General features: G+C 50.2%; 14 protein-coding genes and 1 pseudogene. All 15 read right to left on the bottom strand.

Translation table 11 applies throughout. The features are described from left to right. Positions 1-28: 28 nt before the first annotated feature. Positions 29-1,015: a polysaccharide deacetylase family protein gene (locus AC3WT9_RS01525; protein WP_492407245.1), complete on the bottom strand. Its 987-nt coding sequence runs from the start codon at positions 1,013-1,015 to the stop codon at positions 29-31. Between the two features lie 279 nt (positions 1,016-1,294). Further along, a complete protein-coding gene (gene pnp / locus AC3WT9_RS01520; RefSeq protein WP_341093959.1) occupies positions 1,295-3,397 on the bottom strand; it encodes a polyribonucleotide nucleotidyltransferase in 2,103 nt (700 codons plus the stop codon). A gap of 302 nt (positions 3,398-3,699) precedes the next feature. Then, positions 3,700-3,969: a 30S ribosomal protein S15 gene (gene rpsO, locus AC3WT9_RS01515; protein WP_019910460.1), complete on the bottom strand. Its 270-nt coding sequence runs from the start codon at positions 3,967-3,969 to the stop codon at positions 3,700-3,702. A gap of 150 nt (positions 3,970-4,119) precedes the next feature. Next, positions 4,120-5,067, bottom strand: coding sequence for a bifunctional riboflavin kinase/FAD synthetase (locus AC3WT9_RS01510; RefSeq protein WP_341093960.1), 948 nt, complete (start codon positions 5,065-5,067; stop codon positions 4,120-4,122). A gap of 37 nt (positions 5,068-5,104) precedes the next feature. After that, on the bottom strand, positions 5,105-6,019 hold the full coding sequence (truB, locus tag AC3WT9_RS01505) for a tRNA pseudouridine(55) synthase TruB (RefSeq protein WP_341093961.1): 915 nt from the start codon (positions 6,017-6,019) through the stop codon (positions 5,105-5,107). Continuing rightward, complete coding sequence (locus AC3WT9_RS01500; RefSeq protein WP_038593408.1) at positions 6,016-6,993, bottom strand: DHH family phosphoesterase; 978 nt, start codon at positions 6,991-6,993, stop codon at positions 6,016-6,018. The genes truB and AC3WT9_RS01500 overlap by 4 nt, the downstream gene beginning before the upstream one ends. Before the next feature lie 20 nt (positions 6,994-7,013). After that, positions 7,014-7,367: a 30S ribosome-binding factor RbfA gene (rbfA, locus tag AC3WT9_RS01495; RefSeq protein WP_341093963.1), complete on the bottom strand. Its 354-nt coding sequence runs from the start codon at positions 7,365-7,367 to the stop codon at positions 7,014-7,016. A gap of 18 nt (positions 7,368-7,385) precedes the next feature. Then, on the bottom strand, positions 7,386-10,094 hold the full coding sequence (gene infB, locus AC3WT9_RS01490) for a translation initiation factor IF-2 (RefSeq protein WP_492407477.1): 2,709 nt from the start codon (positions 10,092-10,094) through the stop codon (positions 7,386-7,388). Continuing rightward, positions 10,092-10,410, bottom strand: a pseudogene (locus tag AC3WT9_RS01485) (YlxQ family RNA-binding protein); the annotation flags it as partial. The pseudogene AC3WT9_RS01485 and the gene infB, both read right to left, overlap by 3 nt. Beyond that, positions 10,403-10,711 (bottom strand): RNase P modulator RnpM, encoded by a 309-nt coding sequence (rnpM, locus tag AC3WT9_RS01480; protein ID WP_038593419.1) that lies wholly within the window; start codon positions 10,709-10,711, stop codon positions 10,403-10,405. The pseudogene AC3WT9_RS01485 and the gene rnpM, both read right to left, overlap by 8 nt. Before the next feature lie 32 nt (positions 10,712-10,743). After that, entirely contained in the window at positions 10,744-11,841 is a 1,098-nt protein-coding gene (gene nusA, locus AC3WT9_RS01475; RefSeq protein WP_341093964.1) for a transcription termination factor NusA, read from the bottom strand. 26 nt (positions 11,842-11,867) lie between these two features. Further along, positions 11,868-12,335, bottom strand: coding sequence for a ribosome maturation factor RimP (gene rimP, locus AC3WT9_RS01470; protein WP_038593427.1), 468 nt, complete (start codon positions 12,333-12,335; stop codon positions 11,868-11,870). Between the two features lie 233 nt (positions 12,336-12,568). Further along, complete coding sequence (locus AC3WT9_RS01465) at positions 12,569-16,897, bottom strand: PolC-type DNA polymerase III (protein WP_341093965.1); 4,329 nt, start codon at positions 16,895-16,897, stop codon at positions 12,569-12,571. Between the two features lie 306 nt (positions 16,898-17,203). After that, a complete protein-coding gene (gene proS, locus AC3WT9_RS01460; RefSeq protein WP_341093966.1) occupies positions 17,204-18,652 on the bottom strand; it encodes a proline--tRNA ligase in 1,449 nt (482 codons plus the stop codon). A 105-nt stretch (positions 18,653-18,757) separates the two neighbouring features. Further along, positions 18,758-20,032, bottom strand: coding sequence for an RIP metalloprotease RseP (rseP, locus tag AC3WT9_RS01455; RefSeq protein ID WP_341093967.1), 1,275 nt, complete (start codon positions 20,030-20,032; stop codon positions 18,758-18,760). Between the last annotated feature and the right edge of the window lie 64 nt (positions 20,033-20,096).

The following is a 20,096-nucleotide window of genomic DNA, read 5'->3' as shown; positions in this document are numbered from 1 at the left end:
GACTCTTATCCTACCAGAAATTAACCGCTCACTCAACTTCTGAAGGGGCCAGCCGCTCCGCTGACAGTGTTTCACTGACCGTACCCAGCTGAAGACCTTTAGCTTTAATCCCCCGGATCATGCCTCTCAGCGCTTTGGAGGAGGAAGCTGTCGGATGCATCAATATCAATGTGCCCGGCTCGGACTGGCTGCTGATTTTAACGACAACGGATTCTGGAGAAGGGTTACGCCAATCGACGGTATCCAGTGTCCACAGCACCGTTTTCAGCCCCAATGAGGCGGCGATATCCACTGTTTCCTGATCAAAATCACCGGACGGAGGCGCAAACCAGGTATTGGTTACTCCAAGACTCTCTTTCAGCAGACTCTTTGTTTTCTCAATCTCGGCGGTCGCCCGGGCCCGGCTTAAAGTGCTCATATTGGGATGGGTATACGCATGATTCTCCATCTCATGCCCGCGTTTCAGCATCTCGGCCGCAAGCTCCCGGTTATGGCTAAGCCAGCTTCCATCCAGAAAAAAGGTCACCTTTACCTTTTCCTCATCCAAAATGTTAAGCATCGGTACAATGAATTGATTGCCCCATGCTACATTGATCATCAGCGAGACCATCGGCTTAGCCGGATTCCCCCGGTAAATCGGGTGAGCACCCAGATCATTCAGCGACACCTTTGGCGGGATTTGCCGGTACACCCATTTCAGACCCTCTCCCGCCCCCTGCAGCAGTGTACTGCGGTACGTGGCCTCTACATCCACTTCAAGGCCATTATAACCTGGAATTGCCTTCCACACCCGGTCTACAACAGCATCCACCGGTGCGGCATTCAGCTTGGCCGCTTTGCTTTCAATCAAAGAACGCAGCTCCTGATCACGCTCTTTCGGAATATTACTCCACACAGCCAGTCCATCCTGCGGCTTAAGCTCGGCCAGCATTTCCTTCACCGGTCCAAATGTACTGCCAAGGCCGATTACTACAGCAATACAGGCAAGCACAAGCGCAGCTTTTTCCGTCTTCATGACGTCTTTCCTCCCCGGCAGAAACGTCTCACGCTCGTCCCCGCACAGGGTGCAAGGACGCTTTGTCCCAGCCTATGTATGGTTGGAGAAGAATATGCATACAACCTGCGCCTTACGCAAATTAAAATAACCCCACAAAGTGGGGCCCGAGAAATATAAGGATAATTTATAGTGTGAAGCCTATAAATTCTTATATTTTTAAAAAAGAGCCAGAATGCATAAGCTTCTGTCTCTTCTCAATTATACAATTGACACTGTTTCCAAAAGGGAGAGGCCGGCTTACGCCTTTGCTCCGCTTTCCGAAGTCAATACCGCTTTGCGCGACAGATTCACACGGCCCTGCTGGTCAATTTCGGTAACTTTTACAGTGATAGTGTCGCCGATGGCAACAACATCTTCTACCTTAGCTACGCGCTCAGTGGAGAGCTGGGAAATATGCACCAATCCATCTTTACCCGGAATCAGTTCAACAAATGCGCCGAACTTCTCGATGCGTCTAACGGTACCCACATAAATTTCGCCGACCTGCACTTCACGCACAATGCCTTCGATAATGCCGCGGGCTTTCTGAATCATTTCTTCATCCGAAGATCCGATAAAGACACGGCCATCCTGTTCGATGTCGATCTTCACGCCGGTTTCTTCAATGATTTTATTGATAATCTTACCACCTGCACCGATAACATCACGGATCTTGTCCGGATTGATATTGATGATAATGATCTTAGGAGCGTATTTCGACAAGCTTGGTCTAGGCTCGGAGATAGCTTCCATCATTTTGCCCAAGATGAACATACGTCCTTCTTTAGCCTGCTGCAAAGCATCCTGCAGGATTTTACGGTCGATGCCGTCGATTTTGATATCCATCTGGATCGCCGTTACACCTTCAGCCGTACCTGCTACCTTGAAGTCCATATCGCCAAGATGATCTTCCATACCTTGAATATCTGTCAGGATTGACACATGCTCTCCATCCTTGATCAGACCCATCGCTACTCCCGCTACAGGGGCTTTGATCGGCACACCCGCATCCATCATTGCCAGAATGCTTGCGCAGATACTTGCCTGGGAAGTAGATCCGTTGGATTCAATCGCTTCAGATACCAAACGGATGGTGTACGGGAATTCGGTTTCACTAGGAATGACTTTGGACAACGCGCGTTCTCCAAGGGCTCCGTGGCCAATCTCGCGGCGTCCCGGTGCTCTAAGCGGACGTGCCTCCCCTACGCTGAACGGAGGGAAATTGTAGTGATGCATAAACCGTTTGGTTTCTGCCGGATCAATACCGTCAAGAATCTGTACATCACCCAGTGCACCCAGTGTACATACGCTAAGGATTTGTGTTTGTCCACGGGTGAACAGTCCGGAACCGTGCGTACGCGGAAGCAGGGAAGTATCACATTCAATCGGACGGATTTCATCCAGCTTACGGCCATCCGGGCGAATCTTATCATGTGTAATCAAACGTCTGACTTCATCCTTCACGATATCGTGCAGGACTTCCTTCACATCTTTAAGAAGTTCAGGTGTCTCTATGTATTTCTCAACGAAATACTCCACCGTTTCATTGTTGACCAAGTCGATGGCATCCTGACGGGCGTGCTTCTCGGCAATTTTCACGGCATCTACCAGACGGCTTTCAGCATAAGCGCGAACCTCTGTGTTGACATCAGCGTTAACCGCATGCAGCTTCACAGCCATCTTCTCTTTGCCGGCAACCGCTACCAGCTGCTCAATTGTTGCTACGATCTTACGGACTTCATCATGACCGAACATGATGGCTTCCAGCATTACATCTTCCGGCACTTCGTTGGCTTCCGCTTCCACCATCATGATGGCGTCTTTAGTTCCTGCTACCACCACGTAGATGTCACTTGCAGCCTGCTGTGCAACGTCAGGATTAATGATGAATTGACCGTCAATGCGGCCGACAGCCACACCGCCGATAGGACCATTGAAAGGAACATCGGAAATACTGAGTGCTGCGGAAGTACCGATCATAGCAGCAATATCCGGCGCACAATCCTGATCCACGCTCATAACCATATTCAATACTTGCACGTCATTGCGGAATCCTTCCGGAAACAGCGGACGAATCGGACGGTCAGTCAGACGGCTGGACAAAATAGCCTTCTCACTCGGTCTGCCTTCGCGTTTAATAAATCCGCCCGGGATTTTACCCACTGCGTATAATCTTTCTTCATAGTTAACCGTAAGCGGGAAAAAATCCAGATCTTTAGGTTCGTTAGACGCTGTAACCGTACACAATACAGCAGTATCTCCGTAACGAACCATTACGGCTGCGTTCGCTTGTTTGGCCAGTCGGCCTGTTTCCAGCACAAGGCGTCTTCCGCCAAGCTGCATTTCTACACGTTGTTCCATAAAATCCCTCCTTGAATGGTAGTAGACCCGCTGTACATTATCGCAGGTTCAGTGAATTGTCATTGTTGAAACGGATGTCTTGATCACTTTGGGGTCAAGGGCCGGTTCTCTATGTTTTATACAAGCAAAAACGGCTTGTCCTCCATAAGAGGTAAAATAGCCGTTTTTGCGAATAAGTTAAGCTTGCCTAATTGTAAAAGTTTTCCCTAAATTTTCAAAAAGCAACCCGGCTGTCCCGCTGTCGCTCCGAGAAGGACATACGGTATACAACCAGGCTGCTTTAAGGGTAATCTTATGGAAAATTAACGACGCAATCCCAGTTTTTCGATCAGGGCGCTGTAACGTCTGATGTCTTTGTTCTTCAAATACGCCAGCAGTTTACGACGTTGTCCAACCATCTTCAGCAATCCGCGACGGGAATGATGATCCTTCTTGTGCGTACGCAAGTGGTCAGTCAAATTAACGATGTTCTCCGTAAGGATAGCAACTTGCACCTCAGGGGATCCAGTATCGGATTCATGAGTTTTGTGCTCGTCGATCAATTGGTGTTTACGTTCTTGAGTCAATGCCATCCTGTTCACCTCCTTCATTATAATCGCCAGTAGCCTCGTCACCGTCGGTGAGAACGCGCAACCAAGCTATGGTTATGATGCTGTTTTTCCAGCAACGTTAATCAGTATAGCATTATCGGAAAGAAAAGTAAACGGCTTGTCCCGTGCAGATTAAGAATGATAGCCCAGCAGCTCTTTAGCCGTTTCGGCATCTGCAGCAATCTGTGAAATCAGGGCATCAATCGACTCAAATTTACGCTCAGGCCGGATAAAGGAGACCAGTTCTACCCTAAGTTCCTCTTCATAGATGTCTCCTGCAAAATCAAACAGATGCACCTCAAAGCTCGGGGCAATCATCCCCTCATGGAACGTTGGCTTCACGCCGACATTCATTACGCCGTACAGAACGTCTTCCTTATAAAAGACCCGCACTGCATACACCCCTTTAGCCGGGATGACATAAAGGTCTTCAAGCTGAAGATTTGCAGTCGGAAAACCAATCGTGCGGCCTCTCTTCTCGCCGTGCCCTACAACTCCGCGCAGATGATAGCAGCGCCCAAACCATGCGTTGGCCAGAGTTAGATCTCCGTTCTGAAGGCTCTTCCGAATGCCGGAGCTGCTTACCTTCTCTCCTTCAAGCAGAAAAGGAGGCACCGTCTCCACATTCATCACACCGTCCCCCAGCTCACGGAGCATATCGGCATCCCCTTCGCCCATGTAGCCAAAGCGGAAATCGAAGCCGATAACTGCAGTTACAATATGCAGCGGCAGCAGCATTACAGAGACAAAATCCTGCGGGCTAACCCGGGACAGCTGCTCATTAAATTCAATTACATACAAAATATCGACCCCCATGCCGGCAAGCAGTTCCTGCTTGTCCTTCGCTGGGGTCAAATATCCATCATAGTCACCTTTGCCCATTACATCCTTGGGATGAGGATGAAAGGTCATGACTGCTGCCGGTACGCCTTGTTTACGGGCCAGAGCTACAGCGGAAGTAATGACGCTGGCATGTCCGCGGTGCAGTCCGTCAAACTGGCCAAGGGCAGTCACTTGCGGCTGCGCCCACTGCGCTGCGGTCTCCGCTGGCATTGGATAACTTAAGGTTACGGTTCTCACGCTGTTTCTCACCTACAATTCACTAATAAAATTAATATTATGCTTGTGCGAATACCTTTACAGGGGCTATAGCTCCTGTGTCATCCAATTCATAAATGCCCAGGAACTCTCCCTGTAGATCATAAAGCCGAAAATGGCCGGCCTGCTTTACTTCAGGTGCTACGTAACGTGTTGAAAGGCGCTGCCCCTGCAGGGCGGCCTTCCTCTTCTCATCCATTACCGAATGCCGGGACAGATGGGAAATCGCTTCATCCGCCGCGATCAGATGTTCATCGAGTGTGCCTGCTTCTTTATGCTCGGCAATTTGCTCAAGAGTTAGACAGTGACTGGCAGATATCCCTGCGGACATCGTCCGTTCCAGCTTGACCATCACACCGGGCACTCCAAGCGCCCGGCCGATATCTACGCAAAGCGTACGGATGTATGTACCCTTGGAACACAGCACACGGAAGGTAATATCGGGATAATTGCCGCTGTACACCATATCCGTCATCTCAATTTCGTAAATCTCCACTTCACGGCTCTTTCGCTCTACAGTCTTGCCTTCTCTAGCCAGCTCATAGAGGCGTTTGCCTTCCACTTTCACCGCCGAGTACATCGGGGGAATCTGAGAGATTACTCCTTTAAAGGAGTTCAGTACCGCCAGAACTTCTTCCTCGGTAACTTTCACTTCATCCACACTTTCCGTAATGGTCCCGGTTAAGTCTTCGGTATCGCTTGCCATACCTAGTCTCAGTGTGGCTACATATTCCTTAGGCAGCTCCTGGATATACTCCACAACCCGGGTTGCCCTTCCAAGACAAAGCGGCAATACGCCTGTCACTTGAGGATCCAGAGTTCCGGTGTGTCCGATGCGCTTCATACCAAGAATCCGCCGGGCTTTGGCCACAACATCATGTGAAGTGTACCCTGCTGGCTTAAAAACAGCCAAAACACCTGTAAGCTCACTCATAAAAGACGTCTGACCTCCTCCAGCACCCGTGGTATTGCCTGCTCCAGCGTCCCCTCAACCCGGGCACCTGCTGCGCGGGTATGTCCTCCGCCTCCGAAGACTTGAGCCAGCGCCGCGACATCGACCTTGCCGGCCGAACGCAGGCTGACCTTCACAGCAGTCTCATCGATGACCTTGAACAGCATACCGACCTCTACACCGCGGATATTACGCGGATAATTAACAATGCCTTCAAGATCCTCATTGGCGGCATTACATTCGAGCATATCCTGTGGTGTTACATAAACCCAGGCAACATCGCCCTGCGGAGTTAATTGCAAAGTGTTCAGTGCCCGGTTCAGCACCTTCACCTGAGCTAATGTCATTTCCTCCAGCAACGTCTCCGCCAGCTCGGGACCGTTAACTCCCAGTGCCAGCAGCTCAGAGACAGCCGCCATCACTTTAGGTGAGGTATTGGTGTAGCGGAAGCCGCCGGTATCGGTCAGCAATCCTGTATAGATTGCTGTAGCAATATCTATATCCCATTCCACCTCAAACGTCTTCAGCAGGTCGAACAAAATTTCAGCAGTGGCAGCAGCATCCGGCTTAATCAGCGTAACGAATCCGTAACCGTTGTTGGTGGGATGATGATCAATGTTTGCGATAAGGGCATCCTGAGCAAAAAAGCGCTGGGTCAGCCCCACACGCTGAAAATCTGCACAATCGACGCAAATGACGTTACTGTACGTCCGGGGCAATTCACCGTCCGCCAGATTGACAATCTCATCGGCATGCCATAAGTATTCCATCCGTTTGGGAATCGGGCCTTCATTCAGCATAGTATATTTTTTGCCCAGACATGAGAGAAGCCAGCCCACCGCGAGGGTGGAGCTGACTGCATCTCCGTCCGGCTGAACATGCGACACTACAAGATAATCGTCGTGTTCCAGCAGAAACTTACGGGTCTGCTGGAGACTTTGTTCATAGCTCTGCATTCGCCGTCTCCTTTATTTTCCTAACTTTCTTGGTTCTTGCCGATCTCGCCGAGCAGCTTCTCAATATGGCTTCCGTAAGCAACGGATTCGTCCATCTTGAAGATCAGCTCAGGCGTGTGGCGCAGGCGGATTGCCTTGCCAAGCTCGGAGCGGAGAAAGCCATTGGCTTTCTCAATCGCTTTTAGCGAATCGCTCTTCTGCTCTTCGTCTCCGAACACGCTCAGGTATACCTTGGCCTGCGAGAGATCGTTCGTTACATCTACCCCTGTTACTGTTACGAACCCGATGCGCGGGTCCTTCAGTCCGCTTTGGATAAGCTGGCTCAGTTCTTTCTTGATCTGTTCGCCAACCCGTCCCGCTCTGATTTTAGACATCTATATTCACCTCTTCGCTTAGCGCTCTACCGTTTCCATAATGAACGCTTCGATAATGTCGCCCTCTTGGACGTCATTATAGCGTTCCAAAGTTATGCCGCATTCATAACCCTGCGCCACTTCTTTGGCATCATCTTTGAAACGTTTTAAGGTGTCGATCTTGCCTTGGAAGACAACGATACCGCTGCGGATCAAGCGCATTTCGGCATTGCGGGCAATTTTGCCGGAAGTAACCATACAACCTGCAATGGTACCCACTTTGCTGATTTTGAAGACGTTGCGCACTTCTGCATGACCGATAACGTTCTCTTTATAGATCGGATCAAGCATCCCTTTCATCGCACTTTCAATTTCCTCAATTACGTTGTAGATGATGTTGTGCAGACGAACATCCACTTTTTCTTGCTCGGCAGCCGCTTTCGTCTGGGCATCCGGACGAACATTGAAGCCGATAACAATAGCATTGGATGCAGCAGCGAGTGTAATATCAGATTCCGTAATGGCACCTGCACCGCTGTGAATGATCTTCACGCGTACACCTTCGACTTCGATCTTGGCCAAAGAGCCTTTCAGCGCTTCAACCGATCCCTGCACGTCCGCTTTAATGATTACGTTCAGGTCTTTGATCTCGCCATCCTTGATGTGCTTGAACAGGTCATCCAAGGTTACACGGGTATTCGTGTTCAGCTCGGACTGACGCTGGGTTGTAGAACGTCTGTCTGCGATAGCACGGGCTTTACGCTCATCTTCAAAGGCCATAAACGGATCGCCTGCCTGAGGCACCTCAGTCAAACCGGTAATTTCCACAGGTGTGGAAGGACCTGCTTCCTTGATCTTGCGTCCTTTGTCATTAACCATGGCGCGTACGCGTCCGAAGCAGTTACCTGCTACAAAAGCGTCCCCGACTTTCAACGTACCGTTCTGCACGAGAATACGGGCAACCGGTCCACGGTTCTTGTCAAGCTCAGCTTCGATTACAGTACCGCGTGCCCGTTTGTCCGGGTTAGCCTTGTACTCATTCACTTCAGCAACGAGCAGGATCATTTCCAGCAGTTCTTCCAGGTTGAAGCGCTGTTTGGCCGACAGGTTAACGAAGATGGTGTCTCCGCCCCACTCTTCCGGAACCAGCTCATAGCTTGTAAGCTCTTGCTTTACCTTATCAGGGTCTGCACCCGGCTTGTCGATTTTGTTGACTGCAACGATAATCGGAAGACCTGCAGCTTTTGCATGGTTGATGGCTTCAACCGTCTGAGGCATTACACCGTCATCGGCAGCTACTACGATAATCGTCATATCTGTTACTTGGGCACCACGAGCACGCATCGCGGTAAACGCTTCGTGACCCGGTGTATCCAGGAATGTGATTTTCTTGTGGTTGATTTCAACTTGATAAGCACCGATATGCTGAGTAATTCCGCCAGCTTCGCCGCCAGTTACGTTCGTGGAACGAATGGCATCAAGCAGTGTTGTTTTACCATGGTCAACGTGACCCATGATCGTTACTACCGGAGGACGAGCCTGAAGATCCTCTTCGGAGTCATTCTCTTCAACGGTCTCGAAGCTGTCTTCATCCACTGGAATCTTCACTTCTACTTCTACGCCGAACTCACCGGCCAGCAGCAGAATGGTGTCAATATCAAGTTCCTGGTTGATGGTTGCCATAACACCCATCGAGATCAGCTTCTTGATCACTTCAGAAGCATCCTTATGAAGCAGCTTGGCAGTTTCACCAACGGTCATGCTGCCGCGTACGATAATTTTCTTCGGTGTGTTGTCAATCTTTTCGCGGCGTTCCATTGACTGGTTTCTGCCACGGTTGTTCTTGCCGCCACGGCCGCGGTAGTTGCCGCCTTTGCCGTCTTCAAAGCGCTTTTGGCCGCTGTTGTTGTTCGGTCTGCCGCCTGTAGTGTTTCTCTTAGCGCCTCTGTCACCGCCACCGCCACGTGAGAAGTCTCCGCCGGTGCCGCCGCCTTGAGCTTGCGGACGGTTATCGCCAGTGCGTGGTGCGCCGCCTTGAGCTTGCGGACGGGTGCCAGTCGAGCCGCCTTGCGGACGGTTGCCGCCAGTCGAGCTGCCTTGCGGACGGCTGCCGCCAGTCGAGCTGCCCTGCGGGCGGCTGCCGCCAGTCGAGCTGCCCTGCGGACGGTTGCCGCCGGTCGAACTGCCTTGCGGACGGCTGCTGCTAGTGGAGCTGCCTTGCGGGCGGCTGCTGCTAGTCGAGCTGCCTTGCGGACGGCTGCCGCTAGTGGAGCTGCCTTGCGGACGGCTGCTGCTAGTGGAGCTGCCTTGCGGACGGCTGCCGCTAGTGGAGCTGCCCTGAGGGCGGGAATTTTGAGTGGAGCCTGTTGTTGTTCTGCGGGAATCTTGTCCGCTTTGGGGCCTTGGGGACGTCGTCGATTGGTTGTTGTTTTGGTTACTGTTCATACCTACCTGCTTTTCCGGTTGATTTTTGTTGGCATTCTGAGCACTTTGAGGTTCGGCTGTTACCGAGCCGGTAGTTACCGGCCGGCTGCTGGTGCCGGGATCCCGCTTGGCTGCAGCGTTTGACTTAATATCCTTGAAGAACTGTTCTACTTTGGTCACAGAGCCATTCTCCATGACACTCATATGATTATTCACAGGGACATCCAAACGCTTCAGAATTGTAATAATTTCTTTACTGCTCATGTTCAAAGATTTCGCGTATTCATAAACGCGCAGCTTATCTTTATTGTCTTCTTTAGTCAATAACTCCACCTCCGACAGTATCTCCGAGTTGCTTGGAGATCATTTCCGCGAATCCTTTATCCGTAACGGCCAGCACAACGCGCTGGTCTTTACCAATACTTGCACCGAGTTCATCCCGGTGAAATGCGATTACTAGTGGAATATCGTAGGTTCCGCATTTATCACGGAACTTTTTTTGGGTATTATCTGAAGCGTCACCCGCCAGAACGACCAGCTTCGCCTCTGAAGACCGTACCGCTTTAAGCACGGCCTCGTCGCCGGTGACAATCTTGCCTGCTCTCATCGCAAGCCCTAAATAAGAAAGTGCCTTACTCATCGTCCTCACTATCCTTTGCTGCCAAAAATTGCTCCTCCACGGATGCAAAATCCCGGGCAAGCTGGGCATAGATTTCAGGACTCACTTGACATTTTAACGCACGGTCAAGTGCTTTATTCTTTTGTGCCAGTTTAAAGCATTCAAGCTTGCCGCAGATATAAGCGCCCCGGCCTGACTTTTTGCCTGTCAGGTCGATCAGCACTTCGCCCTCGGGCGTTCTAACCACGCGAATCAGCTCTTTTTTGGGCATCATCTCCTGGCTTGCAACGCACTTGCGCAGCGGCACCTTTCTTTGCTTCATCATAAACGCCTCCCCTCTAGTGAGCAGGTTAATTAATCAATGGAGACGGAATCCTGATGCATTTCATCGCTTACCGTTCTAGGTCTGCCGTATTCCTGCTCTGCCTGGGTCTCGCTCTTGATATCAATTTTCCAGCCGGTCAGTTTGGCAGCAAGACGGGCATTCTGCCCCTTGATGCCGATCGCCAGTGACAATTGATAATCAGGCACGATGACACGGGCCATTTTTTCCGCTTCAAAGACTTGAACTTCAAGAACTTTGGACGGGCTGAGCGCGTTGGCCACATATTCCTGTACAGCCTCAGAATAACGGACAATGTCAATTTTCTCGCCTCGCAGCTCTGTGACGATGGTCTGCACGCGTGTGCCTCTTGGGCCTACGCAGGAGCCAACCGGATCCACTTCGGAATTACGCGAGAAGACGGCAATTTTCGAACGGAAGCCTGCTTCGCGGGCAACAGAACGAATTTCAACCACGCCGTCAAAAATTTCCGGAACCTCCAGCTCGAATAGACGCTTCAACAATCCGGGATGACTGCGGGACAACATAATCTGCGGCCCTTTGGTCGTATTCTCCACCTTGGTGATATAAGCCTTGATGCGCTCGCTTTGCTTGAACTTTTCTCCAGGCATCAGCTCGCTAAGCGGCAGAACCGCTTCGATTTTGCCAAGGTCAACATAGATGTTGCGCATATCCTGGCGCTGTACAAGCCCGGTAACGATATCATCTTCCTTGTCGATAAAAGCGTTATAGATAAGTCCGCGCTCCGCTTCACGAATACGCTGGGTGACTACCTGCTTGGCAGTCTGTGCAGCAATACGGCCGAAATCGCGCGGCGTTACTTCAAGCTCGGCGATATCCTCAAGCTGGAAGTGCGGGTTGATTTCCCGTGCAGCCGGCAGTGAGATTTCGGTCCGGGTATCCAGAACCTCTTCAACAATCAGCTTGCGGGCAAATACCTTGATTACGCCAGTGTTGCGGTTCATGTCCACACGCACGTTTTGCGCCGCATTAAAATTGCGTTTATAGCTGGAGATCAGCGCAGCTTCGATGGCTTCAAACAGCACATCCTTGCTGATGCCTTTCTCCCTCTCCAGTTCATTCATAGCTTCGATAAAATCCATACTCATGAAAATCCGGTCCCCCTTTCAAGACGTTAAAAAATAATGGCCAATCTCGCGCTGGCGACTTTGGCATACGGTACTACATGTTCTTTTTTGCCCGCGGAGATGAGCAGTTCCTCGTTCTCGAATGAGAGCAAACGACCTTCGAATTCTTTGAGTCCCTGAATCGGCTCATAAACTGTCACATACACGTCCTTGCCTACCGCTTTGGCAACATCCGCCGCTTTCTTAAGCGGGCGCTCAGCACCCGGCGAGGAAACCTCAAGAAAATAAGCCTCAGGTATAGGATCATTCTCGTCCAGCTTTGAGCTGAAATATTCGCTGATGGCACCGCAGTCGTCAATATCTATGCCGCCTTCTTTATCTACGAATATGCGCAAAAACCAGTTGGAGCCTTCCTTCACGTATTCAACGTCCACCAGTTCGAAACCATTGTCCTCGAGATAGGACCCGAGCATCTGCTCTACCGTTTGTTTAATTTTGGATTTGGGTGTGCTCAAAAGAAATTAACCTCCACGAACTTGTCTTTTGCTATATACCAAAGATAAAGAGTGGGTTTCCCCACTCTTTACACAACGGACTTATCTCATTATTACCAAAAAAATTATACCATAGTGCATCAGCACTGACAAGTGCTAGCCCTTGACTGCCACTTTTCAGGCATCCAATTTCACTTGTTTTTACCCATTAGCCCCGCAAAGCACTCGCAGCTTCCCCCCTACTAGGGGGTAGTTTAAAACAGGGATAGCTGGTTGCTTTCCGGCAGGCCGCGGAAGCAGCCCATCCCGGTCAGCAGCTCAATTACCGTCTTGCTCGCCTTGGATTTCTGCTGGAAATCCTCGATGGAGAGGAACTCTCCGGCATCCTTGGCGGCGGCAATGTTATAGGCGGCATTCTCACCGATTCCCGCAAGTGCTGAGAACGGTGGAATGAGGCTTTTGCCGTCAACGGTAAATTTGTTGGCATCGGAACGGTACAAATCAATATTTTTGAAAGTAAAACCTCGGGCTGTCATCTCAAGCGCCATTTCAAGAATCGGCAGCATCGCTTTTTCCTTTGGAAGCGCCTGGAAGCCCTTCTGTTCAATATCTACAATCTGGCGGGCGATGGCTTCATAACCCTGGCAGCAAAGTTCAATATCAAAATCAGCCGCCCGCACCGTGAAGTATGTCGCATAATATTCAATAGGATGATACAACTTGAAGTAGGCGGTACGAACCGCAGAAATAACATAGGCGGCGGCGTGCGCCTTCGGGAACATGTACTGGATTTTCAGGCAGGAATCAATGTACCACTGAGGAACCTTGCACTTTTTCATTTCCTCGATCCATTCAGCAGACAGCCCTTTCCCTTTACGCACGCTCTCGGTAATTTTGAAGGCCAGTCCCGCATCCATTCCAGCCTTGTAAATCAGGAACAGCATAATATCATCGCGGCAGCCGATAACTGTCTTGATGTTGCAGGTGTTGTTCTTGATCAGTTCCTGGGCATTGCCAAGCCAAACTCCCGTACCATGCGACAGCCCGGAGATTTGCAGTAAATCGGCAAAGCTGGAAGGCTTCGACTCTACCAGCATCTGGCGGACAAATTTTGTACCCATTTCCGGAACTCCGTAGGTAGCCACAGGGGTCCGGATCTGGTCAGGCCTTACTCCAAGTGCATCAGTAGAGTTGAACATGCTCATGACCTTCGGATCGTTCATCGGGATGGTTGTAGGGTCCACTCCTGTTAAATCCTGCAGCATCCGCATCATTGTCGGATCATCGTGGCCCAGAATATCGAGCTTTAGCAGGTTGGCATCAAAGGCGTGATAGTCAAAGTGGGTGGTCTTCCATTCCGCATTGACATCATCTGCCGGGAATTGCACCGGTGTAATATCCTCTATCTCCATATAATCCGGCAAAACGACAATACCGCCGGGATGCTGGCCAGTGCTTCGCTTGACCCCGGTGCAGCCTGCGGCCAGACGTCCCACTTCCGCTCCCCGCCAGCGCTTCTGATGATGTTCCTCATATTTCTTCGTGAATCCAAAGGCAGTTTTCTCCGCTACCGTACCGATGGTGCCGGCACGGAATACGTTGTCCGGACCAAACATTGTTTTGGTAAAGTTATGGGCGTTCGGCTGATATTCACCCGAAAAGTTAAGGTCGATATCGGGAACCTTATCACCCTTAAAGCCCAGAAACGTTTCAAAGGGGATATCCTGGCCTTCACCCTTGAGCTTGCCGCCACAGTCCGGGCATACCTTGTCCGGCAGGTCAAAGCCGCTTGGCACGCTGCCGTCGAGGAACCATTCACTATGCCGGCATTCCGGATTTACACATATATAATGAGCAGGCAGCGGATTTACCTCGGAGATTCCGAGGAAGGTGGCAACTACAGACGAACCTACCGAACCACGGGAACCCACGAGGTAGCCATCCTTGTTCGATTTTTTCACAAGACGCTCAGAAATCAGATAGTTGGCAGAGAACCCAAATTTGATAATCGGCGCCAGCTCTTTTTCCAGCCGGGCAACGACGACCTCAGGCAATTCCTCACCATAGATTGATTTTGCCGTCTCATAGCAGGTGTTGCGGATTTCGTCATCAGCGCCTTCGATAATCGGCGTAAACAGCTGGTCCGGAAACAGGTCATATTCCTCAAAGCGGTCAGCCAGCTCCACCGTATTGGTGACGACAACTTCCATTGCTTTTTCCGCGCCCAGGAATTCGAATTCGGCCAGCATTTCTTCCGTAGTGCGGAAATGGGCATCCGGCTTGCGCTGGTCTTTCAGCGGGCTGAATCCTGTAATCCCGTGAATCGTAATATCGCGGAACAGCTTGTCCCGCGGCTCCAGATAATGCACATTGCCTGTTGCAATAACAGGCTTGTTCAGCTGTTCGCCGATTTCACAAACCTTGCGCACTACGCCCCGCAAATCCTCTGCGCTGGCCACGAATCCCTTGTCTACCAAATGCATGTACATCGTCAGCGGCTGAATCTCCAGAATATCGTAGAACTGGGCAACCTCCATCGCTTCTTCAGTAGACTTATTGAGCACAGCCTCAAAGAACTCTCCCCGTTCGCAGCCGGAAATGACCAGCAGACCGTCCCTGTGCTCTTCGAGCTTGGACTTAGGAATGCAGGGAACGCGCTTGTAATACTCCGTATGCGACATGGATATCAGCTTGTAAAGGTTCTTCTTGCCAGTCGGGTTGAGTGCATAGATGCCGCAGTGAAACGGCCGGGTGTTCGACAGGTCATTGCCTACATAATCATTCAGCCGGTCAAGCCGGGTCATCCCCTTCATCTTCTCGGCATCAGCCAGCAGACCGTTCAGAATACCTCCCAGGGCAATGGTATCATCCACCGCACGGTGATGGCTTTCCAGCAGAACCTTATATTTGTCGGCGAGTGTATTCAGCCGGTGGTTCTTCATGCTCGGATACAACAGACGTGCCAGTTCCAGCGTATCCAGGGAAGGATTGGGCAGCACAGGCAGACCCAGTTTCACCAGGGAAGCCTGAATGAACCCCATATCAAATCTGGCATTATGGGCAACCAGGATACTGTCGCCTATGAACTCTACGAATTTCTTCAGCACCGGCTCCAAATCAGGAGCGTCCTTAACCATCTCATCAGTAATATTGGTCAGCTGCTGAATATGGTATGGAATTTTCTCATGCGGATTCACGAACGTTGAGTAGCGGTCTATCTCCTGGCCGCCGGTCATTTTAATCGCAGCAAGTTCGGTAATATTATTCCGGGTGATCGACAAACCGGTGGTTTCTATATCGAATACGACATAGGTGGCAGTCTTCAGGTCCAGCGGCTGAGCATTCTCCACAATATTTACCGAGTCATTTACCACATTGGCTTCGACGCCGTAGATCATTTTGATCTTATGCTTATGTGCAGCATGGTTGGCGTCCGGAAAGCTCTGCACAACCCCGTGGTCAGAGACGGCAATTGCCGGATGCCCCCACTTCGCTGCGGTCTTGACATACGCGTCAATTGGCGCCACTGCGTCCATCGTGCTCATAGTCGTGTGCAGATGGAATTCTACCCGCTTCTGCTTCGCATTATCCTTACGTGCCGGCGGTGCCGATACTTCGTTCAGATCCGATGGAATCATTACGAGCTCCGGAATCTGCATAAAGCGGTCATATTCAACCTTGCCGCGCGCTCTAACCCATTTGCCGTTGGCCAGCTGGCCCATAACCTTCAGATCTTCTTTGGTCTTCGCAAACATCTTCATTTGCAGAGAATCAGTAAAGTCTGTGATACAGAAGGTGAACAAGGTATTACCGTTCCGCAGCTCCTTGCTGTCCAGTCCGAAGATCGTACCCTGAATTGTGATTTTCTTCTCTTCATCCTGAATTTCCAGAATAGGTACAGCCTGCTCCTTGATTTCATATCCGACCTGAAGCTTAATGACTTCATTCGGATCTCCCTCATCAACCGGTTCATCCGGCTCGCTGGCCATCATCATCATTTCAACGAGTTCGCGCTGCTCCTGCTGAAGCTTCTGCTGGAACTCTTCATAAGCATCCGCTTTGCTGTTTTCGTTCTCGGCAATCTGCAGCTTCACTTTCAGGGGCAGGCCAAAATATTTATCGTAAAATTTAATTATGGCGCCTTCGATTCCCTTTTTACGGGCCAGCTCTAACGACATCGAATCATTTAGGCTGAGCAGAAGTGTACTGTCTTGAAGCTCCTGAGTGGAGCGGGTCAGCCAACCATTCACTGAAGGGATCTCGCGCTGCGCCCATTCCAGAAATAAACCCCAGTATTCCTGTACAAGCTCTGCTCTGCTTACTTTTTCATCATATAGAAACAAGAAGCTGACTTTGGCGATATGCTGTAGCTTCTCACGCATTCTCAAACAAAATGTCCGGTAGGTTTGTGCCGGAACAAGAGTATCTTTGGCAATGACGATGTGCCAGTCCCGGTTACCGCGGCTGATTTCCACACGTTCGATATGCCCGTCCAAAAAGTAGGGATCAATGAGTGCAGGCGGAATCTCTCCCTGCTTCATCAACAGCTCGAATCTTTTTCTTCTTTCCACGTTCTGTTCCATGCTTCCCCCACCTAACTTTTAAACAGATAATAAAATCTCCCCGCAAGTAGAAAGGGCTTCGCCGTCCTCAAAAGGACGGAAACCGTTTCAGCGAGAAATAGAAGGATAATTTATAGCGTGCAGCATATAAATTCATATATTTTGAAAAACCTAATTTCCAAAACCAAAGAAGACATAAGGAAGCCTTGAGTCCACTATTTTAAAAAGCTCCCGGGAGGTGAAAGCATTGGGTTCTTTCGGCCCGCCGACTCCTCTCCCAGAAGCTACATTCAGATACTGAAGAATTATATAGTATTGGGCAAAGAATTAATACGCCTTGGCAAAAACAACCGTATGCGCAGCGGGCTTCCCGCAGCAAATACAGGTATCCTTATTCACCGCAGGCTCAAACGGAATATTACGGCTGCCTGCACCCGTTTCTTCCTTGACTTTAGACTCGCATTCTTCGGAACCGCACCAGCCTGCCAATGCAAAACCACGCTGTTCTTCCATCGAATCCTTCATTTCTGCTAACGTATCCACTGAATAGAAATGGTCCTCACGGAATTTCAACGCGCGTTCAAACATTTCATTGTGTACTTGCTCCAGCATGGTATTAACCTCTGCGACAAGGTTCTCCTGCTGAATGATTTTCTTCTCGCCTGTAATACGCGATACCAGAACACAAACCCCGTTTTCCATATCACGAGGACCTAATTCAAGACGGACTGGCACTCCACGCATTTCGTATTCATTGAATTTCCAGCCTGGAGTAACATCAGCACGGTCGTCTACACGCACACGGATGCCTGCGTCTTTCAGATCCTTGAACAGCTCGTCCGTCCGTCCAATGACCGCTTCACGGGTCTTAGGAGGTCCGATTGGAATCATGATTACCTGTGTTGGAGCGACCTTAGGCGGCAAAGCCAAGCCGCGGTCATCCCCGTGCACCATAATAAGCGAGCCGATTAAGCGTGTTGTGGAGCCCCATGAGGTTGTATGAACATATTCCAGCACATTGTCACGGCTTAAATATTGAATATCAAATGCTGCAGCAAACTTGGTTCCCAGATAATGTGAGGTTGCCGCCTGTACAGCTCGTCCATCCTTCATCATGGCTTCTATAGAATACGTGTCAACCGCCCCGGCAAAACGCTCGGAAGGTGTCTTCTGTCCAGTGATGACTGGAATTGCCAAATAGGTCTCGACAAAATCACGGTAATTCTCAAGCATCCGCATCGTTTCCTCACGTGCCTCAGCTTCATTCTCATGCGCCGTATGGCCTTCCTGCCACAGGAACTCTGTGGTACGGATAAACGGCAGCGTACGCTTCTCCCAGCGGACTACGTTGGCCCATTGGTTGATCAATACCGGAAGATCGCGGTAGGATTGAATCCATTTGGAATACATATGCCCGAACATGGTTTCGGAGGTCGGGCGAATCGCCAGACGTTCTTCCAGCACATCACCGCCAGCTTCCGTAACCCAAGGCAGCTCAGGGTTAAAGCCCTCGATATGATCCTTCTCCTTCTGGAAGAAGCTTTCCGGAATAAAGACCGGGAAATAAGCATTACGGTGACCCGTTGCCTTAAGGCGGCGGTTCATTTCCTCCTGAATATGCTCCCAAATCTCGTATCCCTCCGGTTTGAAAACAATACAGCCGCGAACCGGAGAGTAATCCATCAGATCCGCTTTCTTAATTACATCAATATACCAGCGCGAGAAATCCTCGCTCTGTGGGGTGATTTCCGTAACAAACTGCTTATCTTTTGCCATATGATGGAACTCCTCCTAATGCCCTGCAAAGTGTGGCTTTGGTTTCACAACATCGTTCAAGTCCTTTGCGGGGACTGCCAAAGCTCATATTCATTCAAGTAAAAATCAACCGGTGATTAGCCGCAGGATATCATTATAGGTAACGGCGATCATAACCAGAAATAGCAAGGCAAATCCGACAAAATGAACCATCCCTTCACGGCTTGGATCTACCGGCTTGCCGCGAAGTGCTTCTACGCCCAGGAAGACGAGACGGCTTCCGTCAAGTGCAGGGATCGGCAGCAGGTTAAAAATACCCAGGTACAGACTTAGAATAGCCGCCCAATAGGTCAGGTATTGAATGCCTTGCTGAGCGATTTGCCCCGTCATCTTCGCTGTTCCGACCGGACCTGAAATATCATCCATATTAAAGTTATTAATCAGTGTTTTAAAACTTACAAAAATCGTTTTGGTCCAATCCACCATGGCAGTTCCTGATTTAGTAATGGTCTCGCCAAAACCTGGCTGCCTTGTAGGCAACTCAGGAGTGATCCCCACTTTGCCGCCTTCTTCACCCTCCATACTGCGGGGAATCATGGCCACATTTAAGGTTTCATCGCCACGCTGAAGTGTCCACTGCATCTCTTTACCTTTGGAAGCGGAAGTTAATGAGATCATCTTCTGGTAGTCTCCGCCAATCTGTTCTCCATTAATAGAGACGACAATGTCACCTTTTTGCACTCCGGCTTCCTGAGCAGGCATACCTTCGCTGAGATCTCCAATCTTCACAAAGGTTGGATTCTCAATGACGATACCGGCCATCTGCAGATGTACTGCAAATAGCACAAAAGCAAGCAGAAAGTTCATCACCGGCCCGGCAACGATGGCCAAAGCACGCTGACCTACAGTTTTACTGCCGAATTGACGGTCTTTGGGCGCAATCTGTGTCTGCTGACCCCGTTTGATCATCATTGCCTGTGGATGAACATCATAAGTGGTTACATCTCCATCGACATCAAGGCGGATCTTCAGCTCGTTCTCAAGGTCGGTATATTGCGCTTCCCCACGGATTACATTTCTGCGGGTATCGAGCGCGTCTAGAAAGATGCTTTTAACTTTGTTATCCTGCCCCAGTCTTACGGCAATCGTCTGCCCTGGACCGATCTCAATAATTTCGGGATCTTCACCGGCCATCCGTGCATAACCGCCAAAAGGCAGCAGGCGAAGCGTGAACTGGGTTTCATTGCGTTTATAAGAAAACAGTTTCGGACCGAAACCGATAGCAAATTCTCTTACAAGGATACCCGCGCGTTTGGCAAAGTAATAATGCCCCCATTCATGCACGGTCACCAAAACAAAGAACATGAACACCGTTAAAAAGACGACTCTTACCATTTCCATGCGTTACATTCCCCCTTAAGGTGTAAGACCGAAGTATGTCCTCTTAATTTATCATTATTCCAAG

This window comes from Paenibacillus sp. EB106-06-01-XG199, from assembly GCF_058791575.1.
This window is presented reverse-complemented; position numbering and strand designations above follow the sequence as displayed.